This window comes from Ensifer sp. 38_S197, assembly GCF_056924495.1.
Map to the genome: position 1 here is coordinate 2,769,561 of NZ_JBXOVZ010000001.1, position 22,609 is coordinate 2,792,169.

At 59.6% G+C, this 22,609-nt stretch carries 23 protein-coding genes; 19 read left to right on the forward strand and 4 right to left on the reverse strand.

From position 1 onward, the window contains the following. Positions 1–35: 35 nt before the first annotated feature. From AC1Z3V_RS12660 to AC1Z3V_RS12705, 10 genes are all read left to right on the forward strand, one after another. Entirely contained in the window at positions 36–1,658 is a 1,623-nt protein-coding gene (locus AC1Z3V_RS12660) for a TadE/TadG family type IV pilus assembly protein (RefSeq protein ID WP_483499325.1), read from the forward strand. Then, positions 1,658–2,131, forward strand: coding sequence for a TadE/TadG family type IV pilus assembly protein (locus AC1Z3V_RS12665; protein ID WP_483499664.1), 474 nt, complete (start codon positions 1,658–1,660; stop codon positions 2,129–2,131). The genes AC1Z3V_RS12660 and AC1Z3V_RS12665 overlap by 1 nt, the downstream gene beginning before the upstream one ends. Next, positions 2,125–2,748, forward strand: a complete 624-nt coding sequence (locus AC1Z3V_RS12670; protein WP_483499326.1) for a TadE/TadG family type IV pilus assembly protein — start codon at positions 2,125–2,127, stop codon at positions 2,746–2,748. Before AC1Z3V_RS12665 ends, AC1Z3V_RS12670 begins: the two co-directional genes overlap by 7 nt. A 28-nt stretch (positions 2,749–2,776) precedes the next feature. Next, on the forward strand, positions 2,777–3,919 hold the full coding sequence (locus AC1Z3V_RS12675; protein ID WP_483499327.1) for a pilus assembly protein: 1,143 nt from the start codon (positions 2,777–2,779) through the stop codon (positions 3,917–3,919). Further along, on the forward strand, positions 3,916–4,527 hold the full coding sequence (locus AC1Z3V_RS12680) for a L,D-transpeptidase (RefSeq protein WP_483499329.1): 612 nt from the start codon (positions 3,916–3,918) through the stop codon (positions 4,525–4,527). The genes AC1Z3V_RS12675 and AC1Z3V_RS12680 overlap by 4 nt, the downstream gene beginning before the upstream one ends. Before the next feature lie 19 nt (positions 4,528–4,546). Continuing rightward, positions 4,547–5,995 (forward strand): TadA family conjugal transfer-associated ATPase, encoded by a 1,449-nt coding sequence (locus tag AC1Z3V_RS12685; RefSeq protein ID WP_483499331.1) that lies wholly within the window; start codon positions 4,547–4,549, stop codon positions 5,993–5,995. Then, on the forward strand, positions 5,992–6,945 hold the full coding sequence (locus AC1Z3V_RS12690) for a type II secretion system F family protein (RefSeq protein ID WP_483499333.1): 954 nt from the start codon (positions 5,992–5,994) through the stop codon (positions 6,943–6,945). Before AC1Z3V_RS12685 ends, AC1Z3V_RS12690 begins: the two co-directional genes overlap by 4 nt. 7 nt (positions 6,946–6,952) lie before the next feature. Continuing rightward, positions 6,953–7,897 carry a type II secretion system F family protein gene (locus tag AC1Z3V_RS12695; RefSeq protein ID WP_483499335.1) on the forward strand — a complete coding sequence of 315 codons (945 nt, stop codon included), beginning with the start codon at positions 6,953–6,955 and terminating at the stop codon, positions 7,895–7,897. Positions 7,898–7,913: 16 nt separating this feature from the next. Next, positions 7,914–9,218, forward strand: a complete 1,305-nt coding sequence (locus tag AC1Z3V_RS12700; protein ID WP_483499337.1) for an ATP-binding protein — start codon at positions 7,914–7,916, stop codon at positions 9,216–9,218. A gap of 285 nt (positions 9,219–9,503) precedes the next feature. After that, a complete protein-coding gene (locus tag AC1Z3V_RS12705) occupies positions 9,504–9,986 on the forward strand; it encodes a hypothetical protein (RefSeq protein WP_483499339.1) in 483 nt (160 codons plus the stop codon). Between the two features lie 189 nt (positions 9,987–10,175). Here the strand turns inward: AC1Z3V_RS12705 and AC1Z3V_RS12710 are convergent, their stop codons facing one another. Continuing rightward, positions 10,176–10,694: a tetratricopeptide repeat protein gene (locus AC1Z3V_RS12710; protein WP_483499341.1), complete on the reverse strand. Its 519-nt coding sequence runs from the start codon at positions 10,692–10,694 to the stop codon at positions 10,176–10,178. A gap of 378 nt (positions 10,695–11,072) precedes the next feature. Here AC1Z3V_RS12710 and AC1Z3V_RS12715 point away from each other — a divergent pair, with 378 nt between their 5' ends. The 5 genes from AC1Z3V_RS12715 to AC1Z3V_RS12735 all read left to right on the forward strand — a co-directional run bounded on the left by AC1Z3V_RS12715 (position 11,073) and on the right by AC1Z3V_RS12735 (position 15,782). After that, on the forward strand, positions 11,073–11,534 hold the full coding sequence (locus AC1Z3V_RS12715; RefSeq protein WP_483499343.1) for a hypothetical protein: 462 nt from the start codon (positions 11,073–11,075) through the stop codon (positions 11,532–11,534). A 248-nt stretch (positions 11,535–11,782) separates the two neighbouring features. Further along, positions 11,783–12,235: a DUF2721 domain-containing protein gene (locus AC1Z3V_RS12720; protein ID WP_483499345.1), complete on the forward strand. Its 453-nt coding sequence runs from the start codon at positions 11,783–11,785 to the stop codon at positions 12,233–12,235. Between the two features lie 231 nt (positions 12,236–12,466). Then, the gene (locus AC1Z3V_RS12725) at positions 12,467–13,534 is read left to right on the forward strand and encodes a phosphatase PAP2 family protein (RefSeq protein WP_483499347.1); all 1,068 of its coding nucleotides are present in this window, start codon (positions 12,467–12,469) and stop codon (positions 13,532–13,534) included. 2 nt (positions 13,535–13,536) lie between these two features. Further along, entirely contained in the window at positions 13,537–14,685 is a 1,149-nt protein-coding gene (locus AC1Z3V_RS12730) for a phosphatase PAP2 family protein (RefSeq protein ID WP_483499349.1), read from the forward strand. 407 nt (positions 14,686–15,092) lie between these two features. Then, a complete protein-coding gene (locus AC1Z3V_RS12735) occupies positions 15,093–15,782 on the forward strand; it encodes an alpha/beta fold hydrolase (protein ID WP_483499351.1) in 690 nt (229 codons plus the stop codon). A 100-nt stretch (positions 15,783–15,882) separates the two neighbouring features. Here AC1Z3V_RS12735 and AC1Z3V_RS12740 read toward each other — a convergent pair whose 3' ends face one another. Genes AC1Z3V_RS12740 through alr form a run of 3 tightly spaced genes read right to left on the reverse strand, consistent with a single transcriptional unit; the run spans position 15,883 to position 18,707 of the window. Next, on the reverse strand, positions 15,883–16,260 hold the full coding sequence (locus AC1Z3V_RS12740; RefSeq protein WP_483499353.1) for a RidA family protein: 378 nt from the start codon (positions 16,258–16,260) through the stop codon (positions 15,883–15,885). A gap of 35 nt (positions 16,261–16,295) precedes the next feature. After that, positions 16,296–17,546, reverse strand: a complete 1,251-nt coding sequence (locus tag AC1Z3V_RS12745) for a D-amino acid dehydrogenase (protein WP_483499354.1) — start codon at positions 17,544–17,546, stop codon at positions 16,296–16,298. A gap of 27 nt (positions 17,547–17,573) precedes the next feature. After that, positions 17,574–18,707 (reverse strand): alanine racemase, encoded by a 1,134-nt coding sequence (gene alr, locus AC1Z3V_RS12750; protein ID WP_483499355.1) that lies wholly within the window; start codon positions 18,705–18,707, stop codon positions 17,574–17,576. Positions 18,708–18,832: 125 nt separating this feature from the next. Between alr and AC1Z3V_RS12755 the strand changes: the two genes are divergently transcribed. The 4 genes from AC1Z3V_RS12755 to AC1Z3V_RS12770 all read left to right on the forward strand — a co-directional run bounded on the left by AC1Z3V_RS12755 (position 18,833) and on the right by AC1Z3V_RS12770 (position 22,609). Continuing rightward, positions 18,833–19,309: an Lrp/AsnC family transcriptional regulator gene (locus tag AC1Z3V_RS12755; RefSeq protein ID WP_065372995.1), complete on the forward strand. Its 477-nt coding sequence runs from the start codon at positions 18,833–18,835 to the stop codon at positions 19,307–19,309. Positions 19,310–19,393: 84 nt separating this feature from the next. After that, positions 19,394–20,233: an inositol monophosphatase family protein gene (locus AC1Z3V_RS12760; RefSeq protein WP_483499357.1), complete on the forward strand. Its 840-nt coding sequence runs from the start codon at positions 19,394–19,396 to the stop codon at positions 20,231–20,233. A gap of 62 nt (positions 20,234–20,295) precedes the next feature. Beyond that, positions 20,296–20,916, forward strand: a complete 621-nt coding sequence (locus AC1Z3V_RS12765) for a protein-tyrosine phosphatase family protein (RefSeq protein WP_483499359.1) — start codon at positions 20,296–20,298, stop codon at positions 20,914–20,916. Further along, the gene (locus AC1Z3V_RS12770; protein WP_483499361.1) at positions 20,909–22,609 is read left to right on the forward strand and encodes a metallophosphoesterase family protein; all 1,701 of its coding nucleotides are present in this window, start codon (positions 20,909–20,911) and stop codon (positions 22,607–22,609) included. Before AC1Z3V_RS12765 ends, AC1Z3V_RS12770 begins: the two co-directional genes overlap by 8 nt.

Consider the following 22,609-nt stretch of genomic DNA (forward strand, 5'->3'; position numbering starts at 1 on the left):
CGACGGTAAGCCGCCGCGATCAAAGGGGCATGCCAATGTTGAACAGGGCTATCAAACGCTTCTGGAGCGATCGTCGAGGCTACGTCATCGCGTTGACGCTCATTGCCATGCCACTGCTGCTCGGCGTCTCTCTTTTCGTCATTGATGTCGGCCGCAGCGCCAATCTGCATACCGACCTCCAGAACGCCGTCGATGCCATGGCGCTGACAGGAGCGCGTGAACTCGACGGCCGGGACGACGCGATCACTCGTGCCGAGGCAGCGATCGAAAAGCTTGCCAACACCGCAGCCTTCGGTGACGGCGGCACCGGGATGTCGATGGGCTCGTACATCACCGTCTCCTACGATGCGGGGAACGATGCAGCCAGTACGGTGACGGTCAAATTTCTGAAAGGCATTCCTGGTGACGGCACTTTCGCGGGAGACGACGACGATCCGATTACCGAGGCGATGGTCACAACGGATCCGAACGAGGCCGGCTATGCCTGGGTAAGGGCCAAGGACCAGGCGATGCAGACCATCTTCCCGGTGCCTGTTGGTCTCAATCGCGATACCATTAATGTATCTGCTGACGCGGTCGCAGCCTACCGGGTCAGCGCCTGTGACGTGACACCGATCTTCATCTGCAACCCTTACGAGCCTGCCGGCAACACCAGTGCGGCCGCAAGCGAGCAGGCGGCGGAGGCGTTGCACGACAAATTTGCGGCCGGTGACCTCTATGGTGCCCAGATCGAGCTCCACAGCACGTCTTCGGCCAGTCCGGGGCCTGGCAATTTCGGCTTCCTTCGCACCCCGCTTGGAAATGGCGCATCCGTGCTGGCGGACGCTCTTGCGACCGGCAATCCGGGCACTTGCTACACGAGGGACAGCCTCGATACCGAAACCGGCGCAAAGGCGGGACCGGTGGAAGCCGGCGTGAATACCCGCTTCGGTTTGTATTCCGGATCTTTCAAGAGTGTAAGCAACGACGGTCGCTACCGCCCGTCCGACAATGTGCGTTCAGCACAGAATCAGACGGGTGGTGCGAGCAAGATCTGCGGCGACTATAACCCGGTTATGGTCGGAAGCGCGGTTGGAGATGTCACCAAGGCCGTGCCGCTTGGTTACGGCGCGACGATGACCTCGATGGGCGGGGGCAAGATCAGCAGTGGCAACAATTGGAACTACGCCACCTATTGGAATGTCGCGCAGGGTGGCACGGCGCCTTCCGTCACCGCGATCCTCAGCAACCACTCGAGCTATCCTGGTAATGGCGCCTCGGCGCCGAGCCAGCCCTCTGCCTACGACGTCTATCGCTACGAACTCAGCAACCCGTCGCTGATCAGCCATGCCTCGGCGAACGGAGAAAAAGGTACGCCGCAATCGGGTGGCCAGTGTTATTCGGGGCCGGCACTGTCGGACTATAATTCGGACGAATATGGCGATCGCCGCGAGATCTTTTCCGCAATCGTCAATTGCGGCTATGAGGCGTCGGTCGGCCATCTAAATGGCCACAAGGCCACCCAGGCGGTTGCCTTCGCACGTATGTTCCTGACCAAGCCGGCGATCAAGGACGGCACCGAACGGTATCTTTCTCTGGAGATGATCGACATCACCGGCAAGGGCGGGCGCGGGACTCTCGACGAATTCCTGCGCGAAGAAGCGGAGCTGGTTCGATGATGATCGCGCTCCGAAAATTCATTTCCGCTCGCGGCTTCTGGTCGAGAGATGACGGCGCCGTGCTGACCGAAGCGCTGGTTGCCGTGCCTTTCATCACGCTATTCGCCGCCGGTGTTCTCGAATTCGGCAACATTTTCTGGGAACGAATGCAGATTGACGCCGGCCTGAGAGATGCGGGCCGCTATCTATCGAGGTGCCGGCCCGATTCTGGGACCTATGACCCGACATGCAATGCGGTAACCGCAAAGATGATCGCGTTCTACGGGACGCAGAGCCCCGCCGCGAACGCTGCCTTGCGCGTCCGCGGATGGGGCCCTGATCCTGCCGACATCACGATCGTTCCCGTTAATGCTGATGGCACGATCACGGTGCAGACCTCGCATGTCTATCAGAGTTCGCCCGTCTTTTCCTGGCTCGGTATCGATCAAATCACCATCAGGTCCTCTCACGAAGAGAGGTATATGGGATGGTAAAGCGACGATTGCCCGTTTCATTCTGGCAGGATGAGCACGGTGTGACACTCACCGAAGGTCTGATAACGCTGCCGCTCGTACTTCTGGCGATTTCGGCCTTTGTCGAGTTCGGTTACGCCATGTCGCAATGGAACCAGACGGTGAAGGCCCTGCAATTTGGAGCCCGCCTTGCCGCAGTCTCCGATCCTCTGACCAGTGACTTTGCCGATGTTTTCCCAACCGACGCCGCCAATCCGCTGAACAACGGTGACGCGACCCCGAACGATGCGACGATATCATCCACTTGCGGCCCAAACCTTGCCAATTGCAGCGACACATTGACCCGGATTGTCATGGGAAACGACGGCGTCTGTGGGGTGGCGGGGGATCCGAATCCGGGAATCTGTGACATCAACTGGCGCATCCAGCCGCAAAACCTGGTGGTGACCTATCAGCGTTCGGGGCTCGGTTACTGGGGACGGCCGAACGGACCGGTGCTGACCATGCGGCTGGAGGTGCGCGGCGTCACATTCGACCTGCCACTTCTTGGCCATCTGCTTGGATTGGATCAGATCGAAGTTCCCGCCCATCCGGTCACGCTGACGACGGAAGATCTCGAGACATGTTCAAGCTGCTGAGCCCTTCAATATTGCGTGGGGGTGCGAGATGACCGCACATATGAATTTTGCAACGACTACCAAGATTCTCGTCCTTTCCGACGATGCGGCGGCGGCGAGCCTCATGCTCGATACGTTCGGGTCGTTGTCGCGTTACGAAGCGCGCCACATGGCGCTGAGCGCGCTTGGCGAGGCGGGACGAGTCGATCCGACACAGTTCAATCTGATCGTGCTCGACGTCGATTCTGGCGACATGCTCTGCCGCCCGGAGATTTTCGCGTTTCGTGCCAGTCATCGCAATATTCCGATGGTGATCGTTTCCGAGCTTCTGTCGGATGAATTGATGCGGCCGCTGTTTCGGCTGAACGGTGACGACTGGCTGAAGAAGCCGCTCGAGCGCCGTGCACTGATCGAGATGATCTCGACTCATGCGCCAGGCGTCGGCGGCAACGAGAGCCGGGTTCATGCCGTCGTTGCTGCCGTCGGCGGTGCCGGGGCGAGTGTCATCTCCTCGTCGCTTGCCCATCTGTTGGCGCAGCCGACGAAAGGCGTCACGCCGCGTGTCGGTCTGTTCGATCTGGATTTCTCGTCCGGATCGCTCGGATACTACCTCAACCTTCTCAACGACTACGATCTGAAGACCGTCATCGCCAATCCGGCGCGTGTCGATCTCGAATTTATCGATCTCGTGCGCAAGCGACATGCCGGTGGTTTCACACTGCTGTCGTTCAAGCAACCATCGGTGTTGTTGGAGGCGAAAGGAACCGAGTTGGTGCTGCGCATGCTGGATGTTGCCGCCTTCGAGAGCGATCACCTGGTGATCGATGTGCCCTACTACGAAACGCCCTGGAAGGGGGATGTGCTGGCCTCGGTCAACAGTGTTTCCATCATCACCGAAATGACGATCCCGGCACTCCATCAGGCCAAGGATCTGTTCGTCGATCTCGTGCGGCAGCGCGGCAGTGCCGACTCGATCCAGGTGGTCATCAACAAGTATCATACCAAGCTCTTCAGCCTCGGGGTGCGTCGCGAGCAAGTGGACAAGGTGTTCAAGGATACGCATGCGCAGATCATCCCCTATGACTGGGACACGCTGAGCGAGGCGGTGAACCGCGGCGTTCTTCCCAACGAGGTCAATTCGCGCTCGCCCTTTTGCGGTGCCGTCGGCAAGCTCGGAGCTCTCGTCAGATGAGGGAACTCCTCCACGGCAGCAGTCGATCGGTGGACCCAAACAGCGCCGGCTTCGGTCGCGACCGGTCGACGCGGGCCGTGTTGCTCTTGAGTGCGCTGGCGCTCACGGGGGCTGTGACCGGAGCATTGGCGGGCGGGACGGTGCCGCGCAGTCTCGGGCCGAAAACGAGCACGATAGTAACGATCGACAACAAATATCCGACTGGCACGATCGTGGTCGGCAGTCAGGAGCGGACGCTCGATCTGGTCATTTCAGGCAACCGCGCGATCCGCTATCGGATCGGCGTCGGCCGCGATGGTTTCCGTTGGAGCGGCGTGGTGAAAGTGGGGCGAAAAGCCGAATGGCCCGATTGGCGGCCGCCGGCCGAGATGAAGGCGCGCGCACCGGAACTGCCTGCGCTTGTGCCTCCTGGTCCGTTCAACCCATTGGGCGCCCGCGGCATCTATCTCTACCGGGGGAGCTCCGACACGCTTTATCGCATTCACGGAACGAACGAGCAGTCCACGGTCGGGCAGTTCGCGTCCTCAGGCTGTTTCCGCATGAGCAATGCCGACATCATCGATCTCTACGAGCGGGTGACGGTCGGAGCAACGGTGATCGTCAAATAGTCGAAGAAGGTAGGAAGCAATGGCAACTGGGTTCATTGGACGTTTCTACAAGCAGCGGGATGAGGAGCTGAAGGAAGCCGCTGAACCCTCTCAGATGCCGGTTGCCGAAGCTGCCGTCGTGCCCGATCCCGAGGCTGCCGGCGCCGCTGCAAGCGCCAGGCTGGAGGAGTCTCTGGGGCTCGACATGGTTGCGGAGCGCGTCAATCTGCACCGCCATCTTCTCGATCGCATCAACCTCGGCATTCTCGACACGATGGACGACGAGGAAATCGCCACCGAGATCAGGCCGCTCGTCAAGGACTACATCCGGCGCAACAATTTCCCGCTTAATGCCAAGGAAATCAACGACCTGATCCGCGATATCACCGATGAGATGCTCGGGCTCGGGCCGATTGAGCCCTTGCTTGCCGATGACTCGATCGCCGATATCCTGATCAACGGTTACAACAGCGTTTATGTCGAAAGGCGTGGCAAGCTCGAAAGCACGGCAGTGCGTTTCAAGGACGAAGATCACCTGCTGCGGGTGATCAACAAGATCGTCTCCGCGGTCGGACGACGTGTCGATGAATCGACGCCGCTGGTCGATGCGCGGTTGAAGGATGGATCACGTGTCAACGTCGCCATCAGACCAATCTCGGTCGACGGGCCGCTCGTCTCGATCCGCAAGTTCACGCGCAAGCCGCTGACGCTGGAGCGCCTGGTCGAGAATGGCGCCATGGCGAACGCCATGCGGATTCTGCTGAGCGCCGCTGTCAAGGGCCGGGTGTCGATGGTCGTCTCCGGCGGCACCGGCTCGGGTAAGACGACTCTGCTCAACGCCCTGTCGTCGCAGATCTCGGCCAAGGAGCGCCTGATCACCATCGAAGACGCGGCCGAATTGCAGCTGCAGCAGCCGCATGTCGGACGGCTGGAAACGAGGCCGCCGACGCTCGATGGCCGCAACGAAGTGCGCCAGCGCGAACTCCTCAAGAATGCCCTGCGCATGCGGCCCGATCGCATCATCGTCGGCGAAGTGCGCGGCGAAGAGGCCTTCGACATGCTGCAGGCGATGAACACCGGCCACGAAGGCTCGATGACGACCATTCACGCCAACACGCCGCGCGACGCCGTCGGCCGCCTCGAGCAGATGGTCGGTATGGCGGGCATGCCCATGTCGCAGCTCAGCATCCGCTCGCAGATCGCCTCGGCGATCACCATCATTGTTCAGGTCCAGCGCCTGAGCGATGGCAGCCGCAAGGTGGTGTCGATTTCCGAGATCACCGGCATGGAGGGCGAAGTCGTGCAGATGCAGGAAATCATGCGGTTCAGGCGAACGGCTACCGACGATAACGGCCGCATCCACGGCGAATTTCGGGCGACCGGCCTTCGACCCCGCTTCGTCGAGGAATTCGCGGAGCTCGGGATCGTGATCCCCGCGGCGATCTTCGATCCGGGAAAACCATTGCAAACGGGGGCGATTGAACCATGACCTTGCTGCTCCTCTACGCTGCGGTTTTCATCGCCGCGCTGGTTTCCGTCGAGGCGCTGATGCGCAGCTACTTCCGGAAGTCCGAGCGGCAACGCGCCGTCAATCATCGGCTAAGCCTGCTCGATGCGAGCGAGGATCACCTCAAGACTTATCGGGCGATGCTGAAGGAGCGCAGCGCCGACGAAGATTGGCGATCCATGCCGCTGGTTCAGCGCGCCCGGCAATTCTATGCTCAGTCCGGTATCAAGTTCGACGCGCAGCGTTTTGCGCTCTACGGAATCGTCGGCGTGGTACTGGTCTGGTTGGCCGCTCAATTCCTCATTCCGAGTATCCTGGTCCGGATTCCCGTCTTCGTGCTAACCTGCCTGCTCGTCCCCATCATCGCCGTCTGGCGCATTCGGGCCAATCGGATTCGCAAGTTTACCCTCAAGCTTCCGGAGGCACTCGACGTTGCCAATCGCAGTCTATCTGCAGGTCATCCGCTGCCGGCCGCTATTTCCCTTGTAGCGCGCGAAATGCCTGATCCGGTCGGAACGGAATTTGGTCTGCTCTCGGATGAGTTGACTTATGGCACCACCTTGGACGATGCCCTCGTCAACCTCAGTCACCGAGTCGGGGCGGAAGACCTGAACCTGCTGGCAATTGCCTTGAGCGTGCAGGCGGGCACGGGTGGGAATCTCGTCGAAATCCTTCACAATCTCTCGAAGACCCTGCGTGATCGCACGATGCTGAAAGCCAAGGTCAAAGCGATTTCGTCGGAAGGGCGTATCACCGCGATTTTCATGTCGGTCTATCCGTTTCTTCTCTATGCAATGATCAAGGCGCTTGCGCCAACTTACTTTGACACGGTCTGGTCGAGCGGTCATGGCACGACCATTGTCATCGTGCTCATCTCCATCATGGCAGTCGGCAATATCATTCTCTACAAGATGATCAACTTCGAATACTGAGGTCGCCATGGGCGAGTACGGAATCTACATCGTCGTCTTTTTCGCGGTTCTGATTTTTTCAGCCGTTACGTCGGAACTGATGTTTCGCAGACGCGAGGTTGGCGTCCGGTTGTCGGAGACGACCGCAAAACCAAGCGCCGACGATCTTCAACTCGGCGACGGTACGCTTGTCGATCTCGGCGAGGCGGAGAACCGACTGATCCGCCGCTATTTCGAAATCACGCGGCGGGATCAGAATGCCAACTCCACCCAGAACCGGCTGATCCGGGCCGGATATTTCGGCGCAAACGCCGTCACCGTGTTTCAGGTCGTGCGCGCGGTTGTTTGCGGCGGGGTCATGGTCGCTGCGGCCTGGTCCATGGACCGCTTCTTCCCACAGATGTCCAGGCCGGCAATTCTGCTGGTCGCGATGATCGCGACCGGCGCCACCTTCGTGCTGGTGAACATCTACATCGACCGGCGCGGTGACGCCAAGGAGCGGGAATACCGGCGGCTGTTCCCCGACTTCATGGACATGCTGATCGTGTGCCTGGACGCAGGCATGAGCCTGGAGGCGGCAGCGAACCGCGTCGCCCGGGAGTTCGTCCAGAAGCGGCAGGATTTTGGTCTGCACCTTTCAATCATGATGCTGGAGGTCCGCGGCGGCCGACGCTTGCGCGAAGCTCTGGCGAATCTCGCGACGCGTTTGCGGATTGACGAAGCCCGCGCGCTCGCCGTGCTCTTCCGCCAATCGGAAGAGCTTGGAACGAGCGTTACCCAGACGTTGCGTGTCTACAGCAAGGAAATGCGTGATCTACGGATCGTGCGGGCCGAGGAGAAGGCCAATGCGCTACCGATCAAGATGCTGTTGCCGCTCGGCGCCTTCCTCTTTCCCGTCAGTCTCATCATCGTGCTCGTCCCCATCGTCATTCGCGTCATCAATCTTCTCTCCGGGCTCCGCGCCGGTGGGTAGGTAGGAGTGAGGCTCCATGCAATATTCGCCCAGCCAGGACCGTGAAGACTTTGCACTCGCGCTCGACCCACGAATGCCGGTGGTGCCGTTGAGCGTCGAAGAGTCCGGACTGGAATTGTCCTTCCTGCTGCGGCTTGCCGCGAAATGCGCAACCGAGCAGGACACAATTACGGCTTCGCATCTTTCCGACCGGATGAAGCTTTCGAAGGTGCTGACCAATCTTCTCATCAAGGAATTGGTGAAGCTGTCCTGTCTTGAAGCGCGGGGATTGGCGGGGGACGACGTTAAGTCCGACATCCGCTATGCTCTTTCGGCAAAGGGCTTGGAATATGCGCAGGCGGCCCAGCGACAGTCCGAGTATATCGGTCCGGCTCCCGTGTCACTCGACGCTTTCTGTCGCCAGATCGGCGTACAGTCGATCCATCACGAACGCGTCACTTCCGAGCGGCTTGTCCGGAGCCTGGACGGGCTGGTGTTGTCGCCGGCATTGGTCGAGAAGCTGGGACCGGCGGTCAATTCGGGCCGTTCCATCCTTTTCTACGGTCCGCCCGGCAACGGTAAGACGAGCATTGCCGAGCGGACCTCCGAACTTTTCATCCAGACGATCTGGGTGCCCTACGCTATCGAGGTCGGTGGCTACGTCATCAGTTTCTATGACGAGGCGACGCATCAGGCCGTGCGGGAGCCCACGGCTAGACCGCATCCGAAGGCCGATCAGCGGTGGGTGGAATGCCGGCGGCCGGTCATCAAGACCGGTGGCGAGCTCACGCTCGAGTTGCTTGACCTGACCCACAACCCGGGATCCAACGTCTACGAGGCGCCGGTGCACCTGAAGGCCTCGGGTGGGGTCTTCATCATCGATGATTTCGGGCGCCAGCAGGACCGGCCGCAAGCGCTCATCAATCGCTGGATCGTGCCGCTCGAGCGTGGCTACGACTTTCTAACATTGCATACCGGCAAGAAGTTCAAGGTGCCCTTCGACGAGCTCGTCGTCTTTTCGACCAACATTCCACCCCGGGAGCTTTCCGACGAAGCCGGCCTGCGACGCCTCAAATATAAGATATATGTGAATAACCCATCGCGGGATGAATATGTTCGCATCTTCGAGTCCTATGCCCGCTCGGTCGCGATAGACTTGGCGCGTGATGATTTGCACGTTTTCTATGAACGGAAGTACCGAGGGGATACGCTGGCGTCCTGTTACCATCCTAAATACCTGCTGGATTTTATCTCCTCTTATTGCGAGTTTAACGAACTGCCGAAGGTCGCGTCGCTGGAGATGCTTGAGCGGGCTTGGGGAGGGGTGTTCACATTGGATTGAGGCGGGAGACTGAGCCGTTACCGGCAGGGGGCACCGCCTTGTTACGGAATATCTGAAATACTCGTGCAGGCCGGCCATCGGCGAAAATGCGCAAAGCATCTAAAGTGACTGCGGTCCAGCGGGATCGCGCGGGGTCTAGGGGATAGGTAAAGTCAGGGCCGCGGCCCAGTTTGCTGACGGAGGAAATCGATGACGCATATTTCGAATGTCGGTGTCGAAATCGAGCCTGACGTCGAGTTGCGGCGCAGGGAGCATGGCGCGAAGGAGCCAAGCCGTTCGAGAAGCATGCCGATCATCGCGCTGGGGCTCATGTTGCTGCCGCTCAACACCGGCATCTTGCTTTACACGGCAAAGAATGCCGCGGACGTGCGCGAAAGCCGAGAAACCCTTTCTGCTCTCAAACGCTCGATCGAAGGCCTGAAGCAGCAGATCAGCAAACAGGCCGTGAACATCGCCAGCGGGGCCAAGGCCGATGATATGGCAGCCGTTCGCAAATCCGTTGAGGAGTTGCAGAAGGACGTCGCCGACCTCGATGGCCGCGTAACCCCGAGCATGTTCGCATCCAGCGGCAGCATGATCATCAGCGCACCCGGGAAAGAAGTGACTCAGCGCCTGTCACCGTCATCCTATTCGGTTTCCGCTCCGCAATCCGCTGTTGACGATGTCCTGGCCGCCGCCGATCCCCAGGGCGGCTCCATCGCGAACTTGCCGCGCTACGAGCGAACTGTCTCGGCGGATGGCAAGCTCGTTCTAAGAAAGGTGCGCTAGATTGAGCAGCCTCGACGTGGGTCTCACCTGTAGCTTCTTCGGTGAGCCGTCGAAGAAGCAGCATTTGTCTCAATAGCTCAGCGTCCTTCACTCGCAGAAGTATTGCCGGCGCGTTCGTTCTCAGTAGAAACTGACGTAAGTGCGCTCACGCCCTGGCGCCGACGGACCTGAGCGAACGGCGAAAGCCAGCTACCGCTGCGCGTATTTGACGCTGTTCTTCATCAACTCGATATTCCTCGCCGTCGTCTCATTCGAGGGATCGATCTCGTATGCTTTCAGGAAGTAGGCGCGGGCTCCGGGCAGATCACCGCGCAGCAGGTGGGAATAGCCAATATTGTTGTAGTAGACGGCTGTGCCACCGATCATCTTCGACAACTGCATATAGGCACGATCCGACGTATCAAATCGACCAATCATGTCGGACGAGGCCGCAAAGCCCAGCCATGCCGCAGGGTCTCGCGGAAAGACCTCAACTGCCCGCTTGTAGATCGCGTAGGACTTTCCGTAGTTCTTCTCCTGGAACTGGAGCTTGCCCGTGGTCACCAGCTCGTCGTCCTTGTAGAAGGCAACCGCCGAATCATCGTTGAGAGTTTTCGCGCTATCGCCGTAGGCGGCGACATCGTCGAGTGCATCCGATTGGCACCCGGCCAGCAACAGCACTCCTGCGAGCAGCGTAGCGCGGCCTATTTGACTCCGAGACATTTCCATTACATTCCCCCAATTGCGGGCATCCTAGCTTCGCCTAGAAATGAGCTCACCGGAAATCTTCCAAAAAAATACCTAATAAAGATAGAATTGAAATTGGGAGTCGCAATAAAGAGACACATGCTGGCCGACTGGCGGCATCGCCCCCTGAAAATCCGCTTGCCGCCTGGATATTCGAGCGGTGGAACTGAGAGACACCGGCGAGGAAGGGCACCGTCAGCAGCAAGATGTTCCGACTCAATCGGCGAATGGCGTAAGCCTCGATTAAGCATCATCTTATATTGTCGTCTGATACGACTTAGATGGGGCCGGGGGCTGAAGGAATAGACCATGCGCGTTTTAGTTTTGACCGTCATTCGCCTTGGGCCCTGCGGAGCCTTCATGGCGGCGGCCATCTCCCTTTTCAGCGTCATGCTGCTGCGCAGTAGTCCGTCCAGCCCATTCGCGTGGGCCGTGTACACAACTATGCTGCCGATGACGCGCATGCTCATACTCACGCTCGTGACCGCTTCCGATATGGTCTTCTGGGGCGCGACCGTGCTGCTGATTGTCGCCGCTGCGGCTGGCGGTTATCTGGCGGTTCGGCCGAAACGATACTTGCGCTTGCGCTTCATTCATGCGCACGTGGCGCTCTTAGCTTCCGGGCTCGCTGTGCTCCAGATTTCACAAAACAGCGCGGGCCTCGCCAGTATTTCGTTTTCGCAACTTCCGCCGGTGGGTTGGTCACTCGTCGACGGTTCATCGGCTGCGCTCGCCCTATTCGTCCTGACACTGCTGGCATGCCTCAGCGCTCACGTGGCGATCATCAAGAGCATCCGCTCCGCTCGTCATTGCGCCAAATGAAATGGCGAGCCTGTTGAGGATGGTCCCCCTTTAAAGAGAGTTCGCGGATTTCCCATTCAGCATTGAGAATCTCGCTGGCGCATTGATCCGGTGCGGCGCAAGCAAGCAGGCGGTACTTCGCAAGGGATCGCGGAGTGTCATCTGATCTGCCGGCCGGAAAATTGTCTATTTTTACAGCTGCTGTGGGTTGATTAGCTGTTGCCCGACGTCAAGTCGGGATACTTGCGCGAAAGTTATTAAGAGCACGCATGGATTCACCATCAGTCATCAACGATTTTGCCTCGATCATCCAGACGTCTCTGGCGCCTGTTTTTCTTCTTGCCGGCACGGCTGGATTTGTCAGCGTCTATGCGACCCGCCTCGGCCGGGTCTCGGATCGGGTAAACGAGGTGGGGGAGAAAGACGGGGAGGGTGAAGCACGGCGCATACAACTAGACTATCTGCGCCGGCGAACGCTTGCTCTTGAGATCGCAGTCGTCTTGGGAACCTTGGCCGCGATCTGCACCGGCTGTGCGATCCTGAACCTGCTTGCAGGTGCGCTCGAATTTGGATTCCGCGAAGAAAATCTGTTCTGGTTCTTTGGGGGTGCGATCCTCTCGCTCATTGGCTCGCTTGTGGCATTCCTGTTTGAGATGCTGATTGCCGGTCGGAACATGCTGCGGCAAATGCGGATGGATCAGTCGAGTCTCGAGCGCGATTGAGGTTCGCAAGATCGTCTCGACAGGGAGAGCGCCCTGCGGCGCCTTGGGGGCGAAGGTTGCATATCCCAGTCGTATCGTCTTATCAGCACTCGGAATATACGCGCGGCAACCGGTCTACGTGAGGGCGTCGGTGGAAGGTTCTGAGCCTTGACCACAGCAATCGGCGGTTGACTAAATATTAGAAACTGCGATTGAATGGCGGGGAGGGGAAATCCGTAACGGTTAGGCTCGATGGCGATGCTTCTTTCCTCGTTCCGCAGGACTGCCGCTGACTATCGGCTGGCCTATACGATCTTGTTGGCGCACGTTGCGGCTATGGCGAGCCTAGTTTGGTATCTTGGTGTTGAGCCGCACTATCAAACAGCATCGCTCTATGCGGACTGGTCCTTTTCGGCGATTACAAGCATCGCATCGCTCTACATGCTGTGGACGGTGCTCAAAATGATCGCAAGAAGGGAAGAGCACCCAACGGCGGCGCTGAAAGCGCACATGGAAAAAGTTCTGCTCGGGAACGATAGACTGGCGCACGCAACGCATTCGACCGCAATCTTTTTCGCGATGATCGTTGTGTTCAGCACCGTCAAGTCGACGATTCCGGCGATCGTTCCATTCTCGTGGGACGAGGGCCTGATCTGGCTGGATCGGGCGTTGTTCGGTGGCGTGGATCCATATGTCCTGACCAGCACGGTGTTCGGGAATGCATATGCACTTATTGCCTTGAATTTCGTCTACAATCTTTGGATGGTAATTTTTACCTTATCGATGATCGTGGTTCCGTGGATCGGTAATCATGAGCTGCGGTTGCGGTACATCTTGACGACCCTGCTGACCTGGTTCGTAGGCGGCAACATCTTGGCACTCCTGTTATCGTCGTCCGGGCCTTGCTTTGTGGAACTTCTTTACGGTGACGATACATACGCGCCCTTGATGGCACTGCTCAGGAACGTCGACGCCGACACCGGGATGGTGTGGGCGCTGATCGCGCAAGATATTCTTTGGGAGTCCTACACGGGCGGTGGTGGGGCGATCTCCGGTATTTCAGCAATGCCCAGCCTCCATGTCGCGGTTGCCGTGATCATCGCGTGCGTGACCTGGCAGCGAGGTGGCGTGTGTCGCAAGATTGGTTTGGCCTATGCTGTCACGATCTACATCGGTTCCATCCAGCTCGGCTGGCACTATGCGACCGACGGAATCATTGGGGGCGCCATAGCGCTCCTGTTTTGGAAAGCGTCTGCGTATCTGACTGACTGGTCCCTGTCCCGACGGCTTGAGCCGGCTGAAGCAGTCAGGGAGATCTGACTATGTTTAGTCCTCAGGCATTTGTCAGCGCGTTGATTGCAGGTGCGCGCCGAGATGCTGCGGTTGTATTGTTGTCGATTGCTTACTTACTTCTAGCAATTGTTGTCCTTGAAATGACGGTTAGCACCTGGATCGGGTATTTCTTCGCTTCCTTGATGGGCCTAGCCGCGATAACTGCCCTATTCGCTGCAGGCGTTAGGGGCGGCTACCATGTTCTGGTCAATCGCGTGGATCGGCCGATTACCGCGATCATCCGCGACATCCGCGGCGTATCATTCGCAACGGCTACGTCCTATCTTCCTGTTGCCCTCGCACAAGTGATCCTTGTAAGCGTATTCTGGCCGTGGAAAACTCGCCTGCCTGCGTTCTCCTGGGACCGGACGCTGAGCGATCTTGATCGAACACTTCACTTTGGTTGGCTCCCATGGCAGTGGCTTCAGCCGGTCTTGGGCTATTGGCCGGTGACATTCCTGCTCAGCATGAATTACAGTATTTGGTTCATGGTGATGTGGACCTTTTGGATGACCTTTGCATTCAGCGAGCGGCCCCAACGTGCTCAGTTTCTCATCGCTTTTGCTTTGCTGTGGATCCTTCTCGGTAGCGTCTTGGCGACCGCGTTCGCATCAGCCGGTCCGTGTTTTTTCGGCAACCTCGGGCTTGGGGACAACCCGTATGCCGGTCTGATGTCCTATCTCAAGGCTGCTGACCAGAGCGCGCCGATCTTTGCTCTTGGCGTCCAAGACCTGCTTTGGAAGGGGCACGCAGGTTCAGGCACCGAGATGGGCATTTCTGCCATGCCTAGCCTTCACAACGCCACGGCGCTCTTGATGGTCCTGGCCTCAAGAAGCTTTCACCCCACCTTACAATGGCTACTCAAGATCCATTTTGTTCTGATATTTTTGGGCTCGATACACCTGGGCTGGCACTATGCCGTTGATGCTTATGTCTCCTATGCGGCAACACTAATGATCTGGTTCGGGATTGCATCGCGGTTCCAATCCCGTACGCTGATACCGCACGTCGTTTTGGGTGCGCCCGAACCGCTATCCCAGGCAATGGAACCCCCAGACTCTTCACCGGTTGTCTTCGCGAGAGGGATAAGCATAGGTATGGATGAGCCTAAGGGCGGCGCGCCGGGGACTGCCAGCTAGTCCTGGTTCAGAGGCGCTTTGGGCGAACGCAGACTGCGCGGCGATCCTTCCGGGGAGGATGAGCTTGTTGCGGTCAAGGCAGCGGCAGACTGGCCTCTCACGAGAAGAGATAGTTGGTTTTCCATCAAGACAATACCGGAAACGTGGTCGGGCGTTTTGTGCCAGGCAATGAGCCCAGTCGACTGTTATGGCATGCAGCAGGAAATTGGATGAGGGAGGATCCGGCCACAACGCGATATGCGGTATACCGCACGATCGGACCGAGCAGTTGGGATCGACGGTCTGGTCCCATTCGAGGTGTCGCCCATCTCGGCCTTTGACCCGAAGCGAGCCTTCCCCTTGACGACTAGCCCTCCTTCTTCCGATACCCTCACTCGACGTCCACGTTGAGGCGGTGAAACATGGCAATGCTTCTGGTTCCGGGCTTCATGCTCGATGCCGATCTCTGGCGCGACGTGGTCCCCGCGTTGGCCGAATATGGCCCGGCGACATATGCCGATCTTTCGCAGGACAGCTCGATAGCGGCGATGGCCCGCCGGGCCCTCTCGGAAGCACCGCCGGAGTTCGTGCTGGTGGGCTTTTCTATGGGAGGATACGTCGCTCGTGAAATCGTCCGGCAGGCTGGCGGCCGGGTAACCGCCCTCGTCCTCATCGCCACCTCCGCACGCGGCGATAGCAACGTTGAGCTTCAACGGAAGGCCGCAATCGCTGGACAGGCAGGCGGTGCCGTCTCCAGGGGGCTGAGCAGGGCGGCCGTGGCGTCTTCACTGCATCCAGCCAATGCAGAACGGGCAGACATCGTCGCGCGCATCCTAGCCGCAGGGCAGCGATTGGGCGGCGACGTCTTTCGCAGACAATCGCTGATCTATCGACGAGACGAACGGGATGATCTGAAGACGATCCGGTGTCCAAGTCTCGTCATTGCGGGAGAGGTGGACCGATTGAGGTCACGAACCGAGGCGCTCGAGCTTCACCAGGGTATCATCGGTTCAAGTTTCGAAATTATCGAGAACACAGGGCACATGGTCCCCATGGAGGCGCCGCAGCGGCTCGGCACCGTCATGCGCGAATGGCTCGATCTACTGCGCGACGGATGATGATGATCGCTGAGGGCGCGGTATCGCGTCGCGCGACGTTTGGAGAGGTCGGGCGGTGTTGACCGCCCCTTTGTTTGACTGCCTCTCTTGCCGAAATTGCCTAAAGCGCGATGACGGCCTCGATCTCGACCTTTGCACCCTTAGGAAGCGCGCTGACTTCGTAGCAGGCCCGTGCGGGGAAGGGCTTGGAGAAGAAGCCGGCGTAGACCTTGTTGATTTCGGCGAAACGGCTGAGGTCGGTCAGGAGGACCGTCGTCTTGACGGTATTGGCGAGGCTCGTGCCGGCGGCGGCCGCAATTGCTGCAAGGTTCTTGAGACATTGTTCGGCCTGCGCGATCGCGTCGTCGGAGTTGAATTCTCCGGTCGCCGGATCGATCGGGAGCTGGCCGGAAACGAACAGCAGGTCGCCGACCTTGATCGCCTGCGAGAAGGGGCCGACGGCGCCCGGCGCGTCGTTCGTGTGGATTTCCTGGATCATGATCTGGTTCCTCGAAAGTGGTTGAACGGAGTGACTTAAGCGTAGCGGGCGATTGCGAGATCGGTTGCGTCGATCTCGGGCTTGCGGCCACTGACGAGATCGGCGATTACCCGGGCCGAACCGGAGCTCATCGTCCAGCCGAGCGTACCGTGACCGGTGTTGAGATAGAGACCCGCGACCTTCGTCGCTCCGATGACGGGCGTACCGTCCGGCGTCATTGGGCGAAGGCCAGACCAGAAGCTGGCCTTTGACACGTCGCCGCCCGGGAAGAGGTCGGTGACGGAATGTTGGAGCGTGAGGCGGCGGGGCTCACCGAGATCATTGGTGTAGCCGGAGATTTCAGCCATGCCGCCGACGCGGATGCGATCTCCGAGCCGGGTAATGGCGATCTTGAAGGTCTCGTCCATTACCGTCGATTCCGGTGCGCGCGAGACGTCGGTGATCGGGATCGTCAGCGAATAGCCCTTGACCGGATAGACCGGCAGACGGATACCGTGCGGTCTGACGAGGAGCGGCGAGAAGCTGCCAAGCGCCACCACGACGGCATCGGCGTGCAGCGTGCCGTGCGCTGTGACGACGCCGCGTACGCGGCCGCCCTCGACGTCGAGGCCGCGGATGATGCTGCCATAGTTGAAGCGCACGCCGAGCTCTTCCGCCTTTTTCGCGAGCGCATTTGTGAACTTGAAGCAGTCACCGGTCTCGTCCTTCGGCGTGAGCAGGCCGCCGACGATTTTGTCACGCACATGCTTCAACGCCGGCTCGACGCGGATGCAGCCGTCGCGGTCGAGAACTTCGTAGGGAATGCCATCGGCGGCGAGCGCCTTGACGTCCTTGCCGGAAGCATCGAGCTGCTGCTGCGTGCGGAACAATTGTAGCGTTCCCTGCATGCGCTCGTCATAGGCGATACCGGTTTCAGCGCGCAGTGTAGCGAGCGAGATGCGGCTGTAATCCGCCAGGCGCAACATGCGGCTCTTGTTAATCGCATAGCGCTTGGAGGTGCAGTTGGAGAGCATCTTCACCATCCAGCACAACATCGCGGCATCGACCTTCGGGCGCAGGATCAGAGGCGCATGCTCCATGAACAGCCACTTCATGGCCTTCACCGGAATGCCGGGCGCGGCCCAGGGCGAGCAATAACCGAAAGAGACTTCGCCGGCGTTGGCGAAGCTCGTCTCCAAAGCGGGGCCCGGCTGACGATCGATGACCATCACCTCATGGCCTGCCTTGGCAAGCTGGTAGGCCGACGTCACGCCGATGATGCCGGAGCCGAGAACGATAACTTTCATGATGTCCTCATGGGAGAAGAGAAGGGGTCAGCGGTATTGCCGCTCGTAGCGTTGACCGAGGCCGGTCAGGATTTCATAGGCGATGGTACCGGCGTTGCGGGCGATGTCTTCAAGCGTCTGACTGGGGCCGAGTACTTCCACGAGGCTGCCGAGGTGCAGGCGATCTTCGGGCAAGGCGGAGATGTCGATGGTGGTGCTATCCATTGACACGCGGCCAACGATCGGCAGGCGAATGCCGTCGCAATAGACCGCGCCCCGGTCGCTCAGGCTTCGTGGCAAGCCATCGGCATAGCCGGCAGCAATGGTGGCCAGGCGGGTTTCTGCCACGGCAGTATGGGTGCCGCTGTAACCAACGCGTGCGCCGGCAGGCACGGTGCGCGTCTGAACCACCGCAACATCGAGGCGCACGACTGCTTCCATCGGGTTTGGTCTGTCGGCGGTCGGTGCGCCGCCGTAAAGAGCGATGCCGGGGCGGGCGAGTACCCCGTGGTAGGGCTTGCCGAGGAAGATGCCACCCGAATTGGCGAAGCAGAGGTCATATTCGGGGAATTCAGCCGTGATGCGGTTCATCTCGGCAAGCTGGCTTCCATTCTGATCGCTCTCCGGCTCGTCGGCGGAGGCGAGGTGACTCATGATGAACTGGACATCGATATTAGCGCCCGCCTTCAGCACGCTGGCAACGGCTGCCCGCTCTGCCGGTGGAACACCGAGACGCGACATGCCGGTATCGAATTGCAGTACCGCCGGCAGCTTGCGGCCGAGCGCTTTCGCAGTCTCGCTCCAGCGCTGCAGTTGCTCCATCGAATTAATGACCGGCACGATGCCGTGCTCAGCACAGGCAGTCTCATTGCCGGGCTGGAGTCCATTCAACACATAGACCTTGGCATCGGCGGCAAGCGTTGGCCGCAGACGCAAGGCTTCGACGAACTGCGCGACGAAGAAGTGGCGGCAACCATGCTCGTAGAGCCTGGCGGCGACCCGGTCGGCGCCGAGACCGTAGGCGTCCGCCTTGACGACCGCTGCCGCCCGCGCAGGCGCTACCTCGGCCGCCAGCCGTTCATAGTTGCGAGCAAGGGCCGCAAGATTGACTGTCAGGTAGCCCGACGCGCCGCCCGTGGCGGTTGTCCTACCCTGAATTTTTGCCTGTATCGCCCCGTCCATCCCGGCCTCCCCACGTTGGCGGGAGACTAGTGAAACGATCGTGAAATTTCCGAGGAAACAGTGATTGATCGTTGCGTGAAATCATGATCAGTGAAAGAAACAAAGGCAAATTGGAATGATCTGCTATGGCCGCACTTGACGCGATAGACCGCAATATCCTTCGGCTGCTTCGACTCGATGCCCGGCGGAGCAATGCGAGCCTAGCGGCCGAAGTTGGCCTGTCGCCATCGGCCTGTCTCAGGCGCATAAAGCTGATGGAGCAGGCCGGCGTCATCCGGGGCTACACCGCGCTGGTAGATACATCCAACGTCGAAGCCACCATTGCCGTGATCATCAACATCACGCTCGATCGTCAGACCGAGGACTATCTCGACCGCTTCGAAGCCGCGATCCGTAGGCACCCCGAAATAAAGGAGTGCTTCCTGATGACCGGCGGATCGGACTATCTTTTGCGCGTCGAAGTCGCCAATGCCGGTGAATTCGAACGTATTCACAAGGAAATCCTTTCGGCTCTTCCTGGAGTCTCACGGATACATTCGAGCTTTGCGATCCGTAACGTGCTCGCAACAAGGACCGGGACCAAGCGTTCTATGCGGCAGTAAAGCGGACGAGTGCAGGCGCAGATTTCGCTTGCGCAACGTGCACACGCGTGCAATTGTGCACGCGTGTGCACTGGAGTTTTGCGGATGGACGATCACAATTCACGCTATTCAAATGACCTCGCAGGACGAGCGTCGTTATGTCGGGACGTCATTCGTTCCGCCGGCGCCCTGGTGCTCAGCGGCTTCAAGGAGAGTTCCGGGCGTGGATTCTCGATGAAGGGGCCTCAGGATTTTCTGACGGAGACGGATGCTGCGTCCGAGGCGCACATCCGTCAGACAATCGCTGCGCACTTTCCTGAAGATGCATTTCTGGGGGAGGAAGGTGGCGGCTCGATCGCCGACCGCGTGTGGGTCGTCGACCCGGTGGATGGCACCGCGAATTTTGCGCGCGGAATCCCGCATTTCTGCATCTCGATCACCTATGTGGAGGGGGGAAGGGCGGAGATCGGCGCCATTTACAATCCGGCGCAGGACGAACTCTATTTTTGTCGACGGGGGGCGGGGGCGACGTTGAATGGGAAGCCCATCAGCATCTCGTCGACAACCACCTTTGATGCCGCCTCGGTCGAAATGGGATGGTCACGCCGGGTGCCGGACGAGACCTTTCTCGAGACCATGCGGCTGATGCTGGCGAAGGGTGCCAATGTCCGACGCGGCGCGTCGGGAGCACTGGCTCTTGCCTATGTTGCTGATGGGCGCTCGGACGCCTACGTGGAATTGCATATGAACTCCTGGGATTGCCTAGCCGGACTCTTACTCGTAGCCGAGGCAGGTGGTGTCGTGTGTCCCTTCATGGAGATAGGCAGTCTTCGGGACGGAGGACCAGTGCTTGCCTCGACACCGGCCATCGCCGATGGTGTGAGCGAGGCTTCGGGCATCCCGATCCGCGCCCGCGAATTGACCGCTGCACTTCAGCCCGCCTGAACCAACAAATGGCGGCATCGCCACGCTAACGGCACGTTCGCCATCCTCAGAAGGAAATACCAATGGATGCACCGGTTTACGCGCGACCCGCGATCAGCCTGATCGCCAGTGGGATCGGTCCGCACAAGGTCGATCTCTATATTGGCGGCAGCGATGGCGCGCGCGACATGGATCTGCTGAAGCGCCGCGGGATCACCATCGTCGTCAACTGCGCGGTCAACCTCGATATCAATCTCGTGCGCGAAGAGGAAGTCGCAGTCAACGACGACCTCTGCGCGAGTGGCTACGCCGACATACGCTACTACAAGCTCGGCATGATCGATGGCGATGGCAGCCCGGACACGATGATGCTCGGTGCCTACTACATTCTCGATGGCGCCCTGCGTCAAACGATGCCCAAGCGCCCAACCTATCCCTTTGTCGATGGCGGCAACATTCTGGTGAATTGCCGCGGAGGGCGCAGCCGCTCCGTGTCACTGGTGGCGCTTTTCCTGCACAAGCAACAGCCGCATCTGTTTCCGACACTCGACGCCGCGATCGCTCATATCCGGGAGCGCCGCGAATTGAGGCCGGACGAATGGTTCGAAACGCCGAAGCCCATGTTGTACGAAGCGGCAAGACGTGCCTCCCACTGGATTGATCTCGTGGAAGCGTCCCGTGCGGAGGCGAATATCAATGGCTGATTTGCCGCGGATTGCCGTGATCGCCGATGCCCATTTTCATGATCTCGAAGCCAACTTCGGATTTCCCGCTATCGAGATCGATGGAAAGAGGCTTGCCGTCAGAAGCTGGGCGGATACGCGCGAGTCGACCCGCGTGTTCAACGAGAGTGCCAAGGCGCTGGACTGTGCTCTGGCGGAGGTGGCCCGGCGAGGAATCCGCCACGTCGTCCTTCTCGGCGACTACACGGATGACGGCCAGAGGCAAACCACCGAGCACCTGCGCGCCGTTCTGGCGCGGCACGAACGCGAGCATGATACACGCTTCTACGCGCTTCCCGGCAACCACGACATCTTCGGCCCGAAGGGGCGCCATCACACGAAACAGTTCCTCGACGCAAAGGACGCCAGGGTCCTTGTCACGAGCGACGAAGAAAAGTTTGGCCCTGGCACTTACGCCACGCCATTGATGTATTGCGAGGGATATCCAGCAGGCTTGGCACCCATGGCTGTGTTCGGATACTTCCGGAAGCCTGACGACATCCATTGGGAGACGCCGTTCGGCGCTTCGGACAAGGTCGAAGACCGGCTCTACGAAGTCTCGTCCCCCGACGGCCGAAACAGTTATGCGCTGATGGACGCCTCTTATCTGGTCGAGCCAGAGCCGGGCCTGTGGCTGATGATGATCGACGCAAACGTGTTCGAGCCACGCGACGGGGTGTTTGAGGATGGTGAAGAGGAAGCGTTCATCGACAGCACCGGGGCCGGCTGGAACGCGCTTCTGAGGCTGAAGCCGTTCATCATCGATTGGATCGCCGATGTGTCGGCGCGCGCCCGTCGGCTCGGGAAAACGCTTCTCGCCTTCTCGCACTATCCGGTGCTCGACCCCTTCGACGGTGCGACGGGAGCTGAAGGCGTGCTTTTTGGTGAGACCAATGTTGCCCGCAGAACGCCGCGTGAGGCGGTTGCGCAAGCGCTCGTCGACGCCGGGTTGACGGTGCATTTCAGCGGCCATCTGCATGTCGAGGGCGTTACGCGCTGGGAGCGGCGCGGCAGTGCGCTCACCAATATCGCCGTGCCATCGCTGGTGGCCTTTCCGCCAGCCTTCAAAATCGTTGAACCATCCGCCTCGCATTTCCTGGTCGAGACCGTTGAATTGTCTTCAAGTGCCGTCGATCCGCGCATCTTGCGTGCCTATGGGCGCGAAATGGCGCATCTGGACGAACCGCCGGATCGTGCGTTCGATGCTTTTGAATATGGCTGGTTCCTGAAGGCCCACAAGCGCGCGCTCGTCCAGCATCGCTACTTTCCCAAGGAATGGCCACCGAAGGTCGTCGACGAGATCTCTGGGCTCTCCGTCGAAGATGTGTGCGCTCGCCTCGGCGGCCCCGGCACGATAGAGGGCGTAATTGCCGCATGCCCGCCCGAGGATGCGGCTCGGTTGGTGCGCCTGGATATGCTGGAGTTGATCGCCGATTGGTACTGCCTGCGCCAGGCCGCCGTGCTTGCACTCGACAAAATCCCTGCGCTACGCGTCAGGCTTTATCGAGCGCTCGCCGCGCGATTTGGGCGCCCTCCGGAAAGTGGCTGGGACGGCTCGGCGGACGGGTTCCTTTCGATTTTCTTTGGCGCGTTTGACGCTTTCCTCGATCGCGCGGAGGCCGGCGGACTTTGCGTCCATATCGAGAGTGCATCCTCCAAAGAGGAGGCCGCCTAA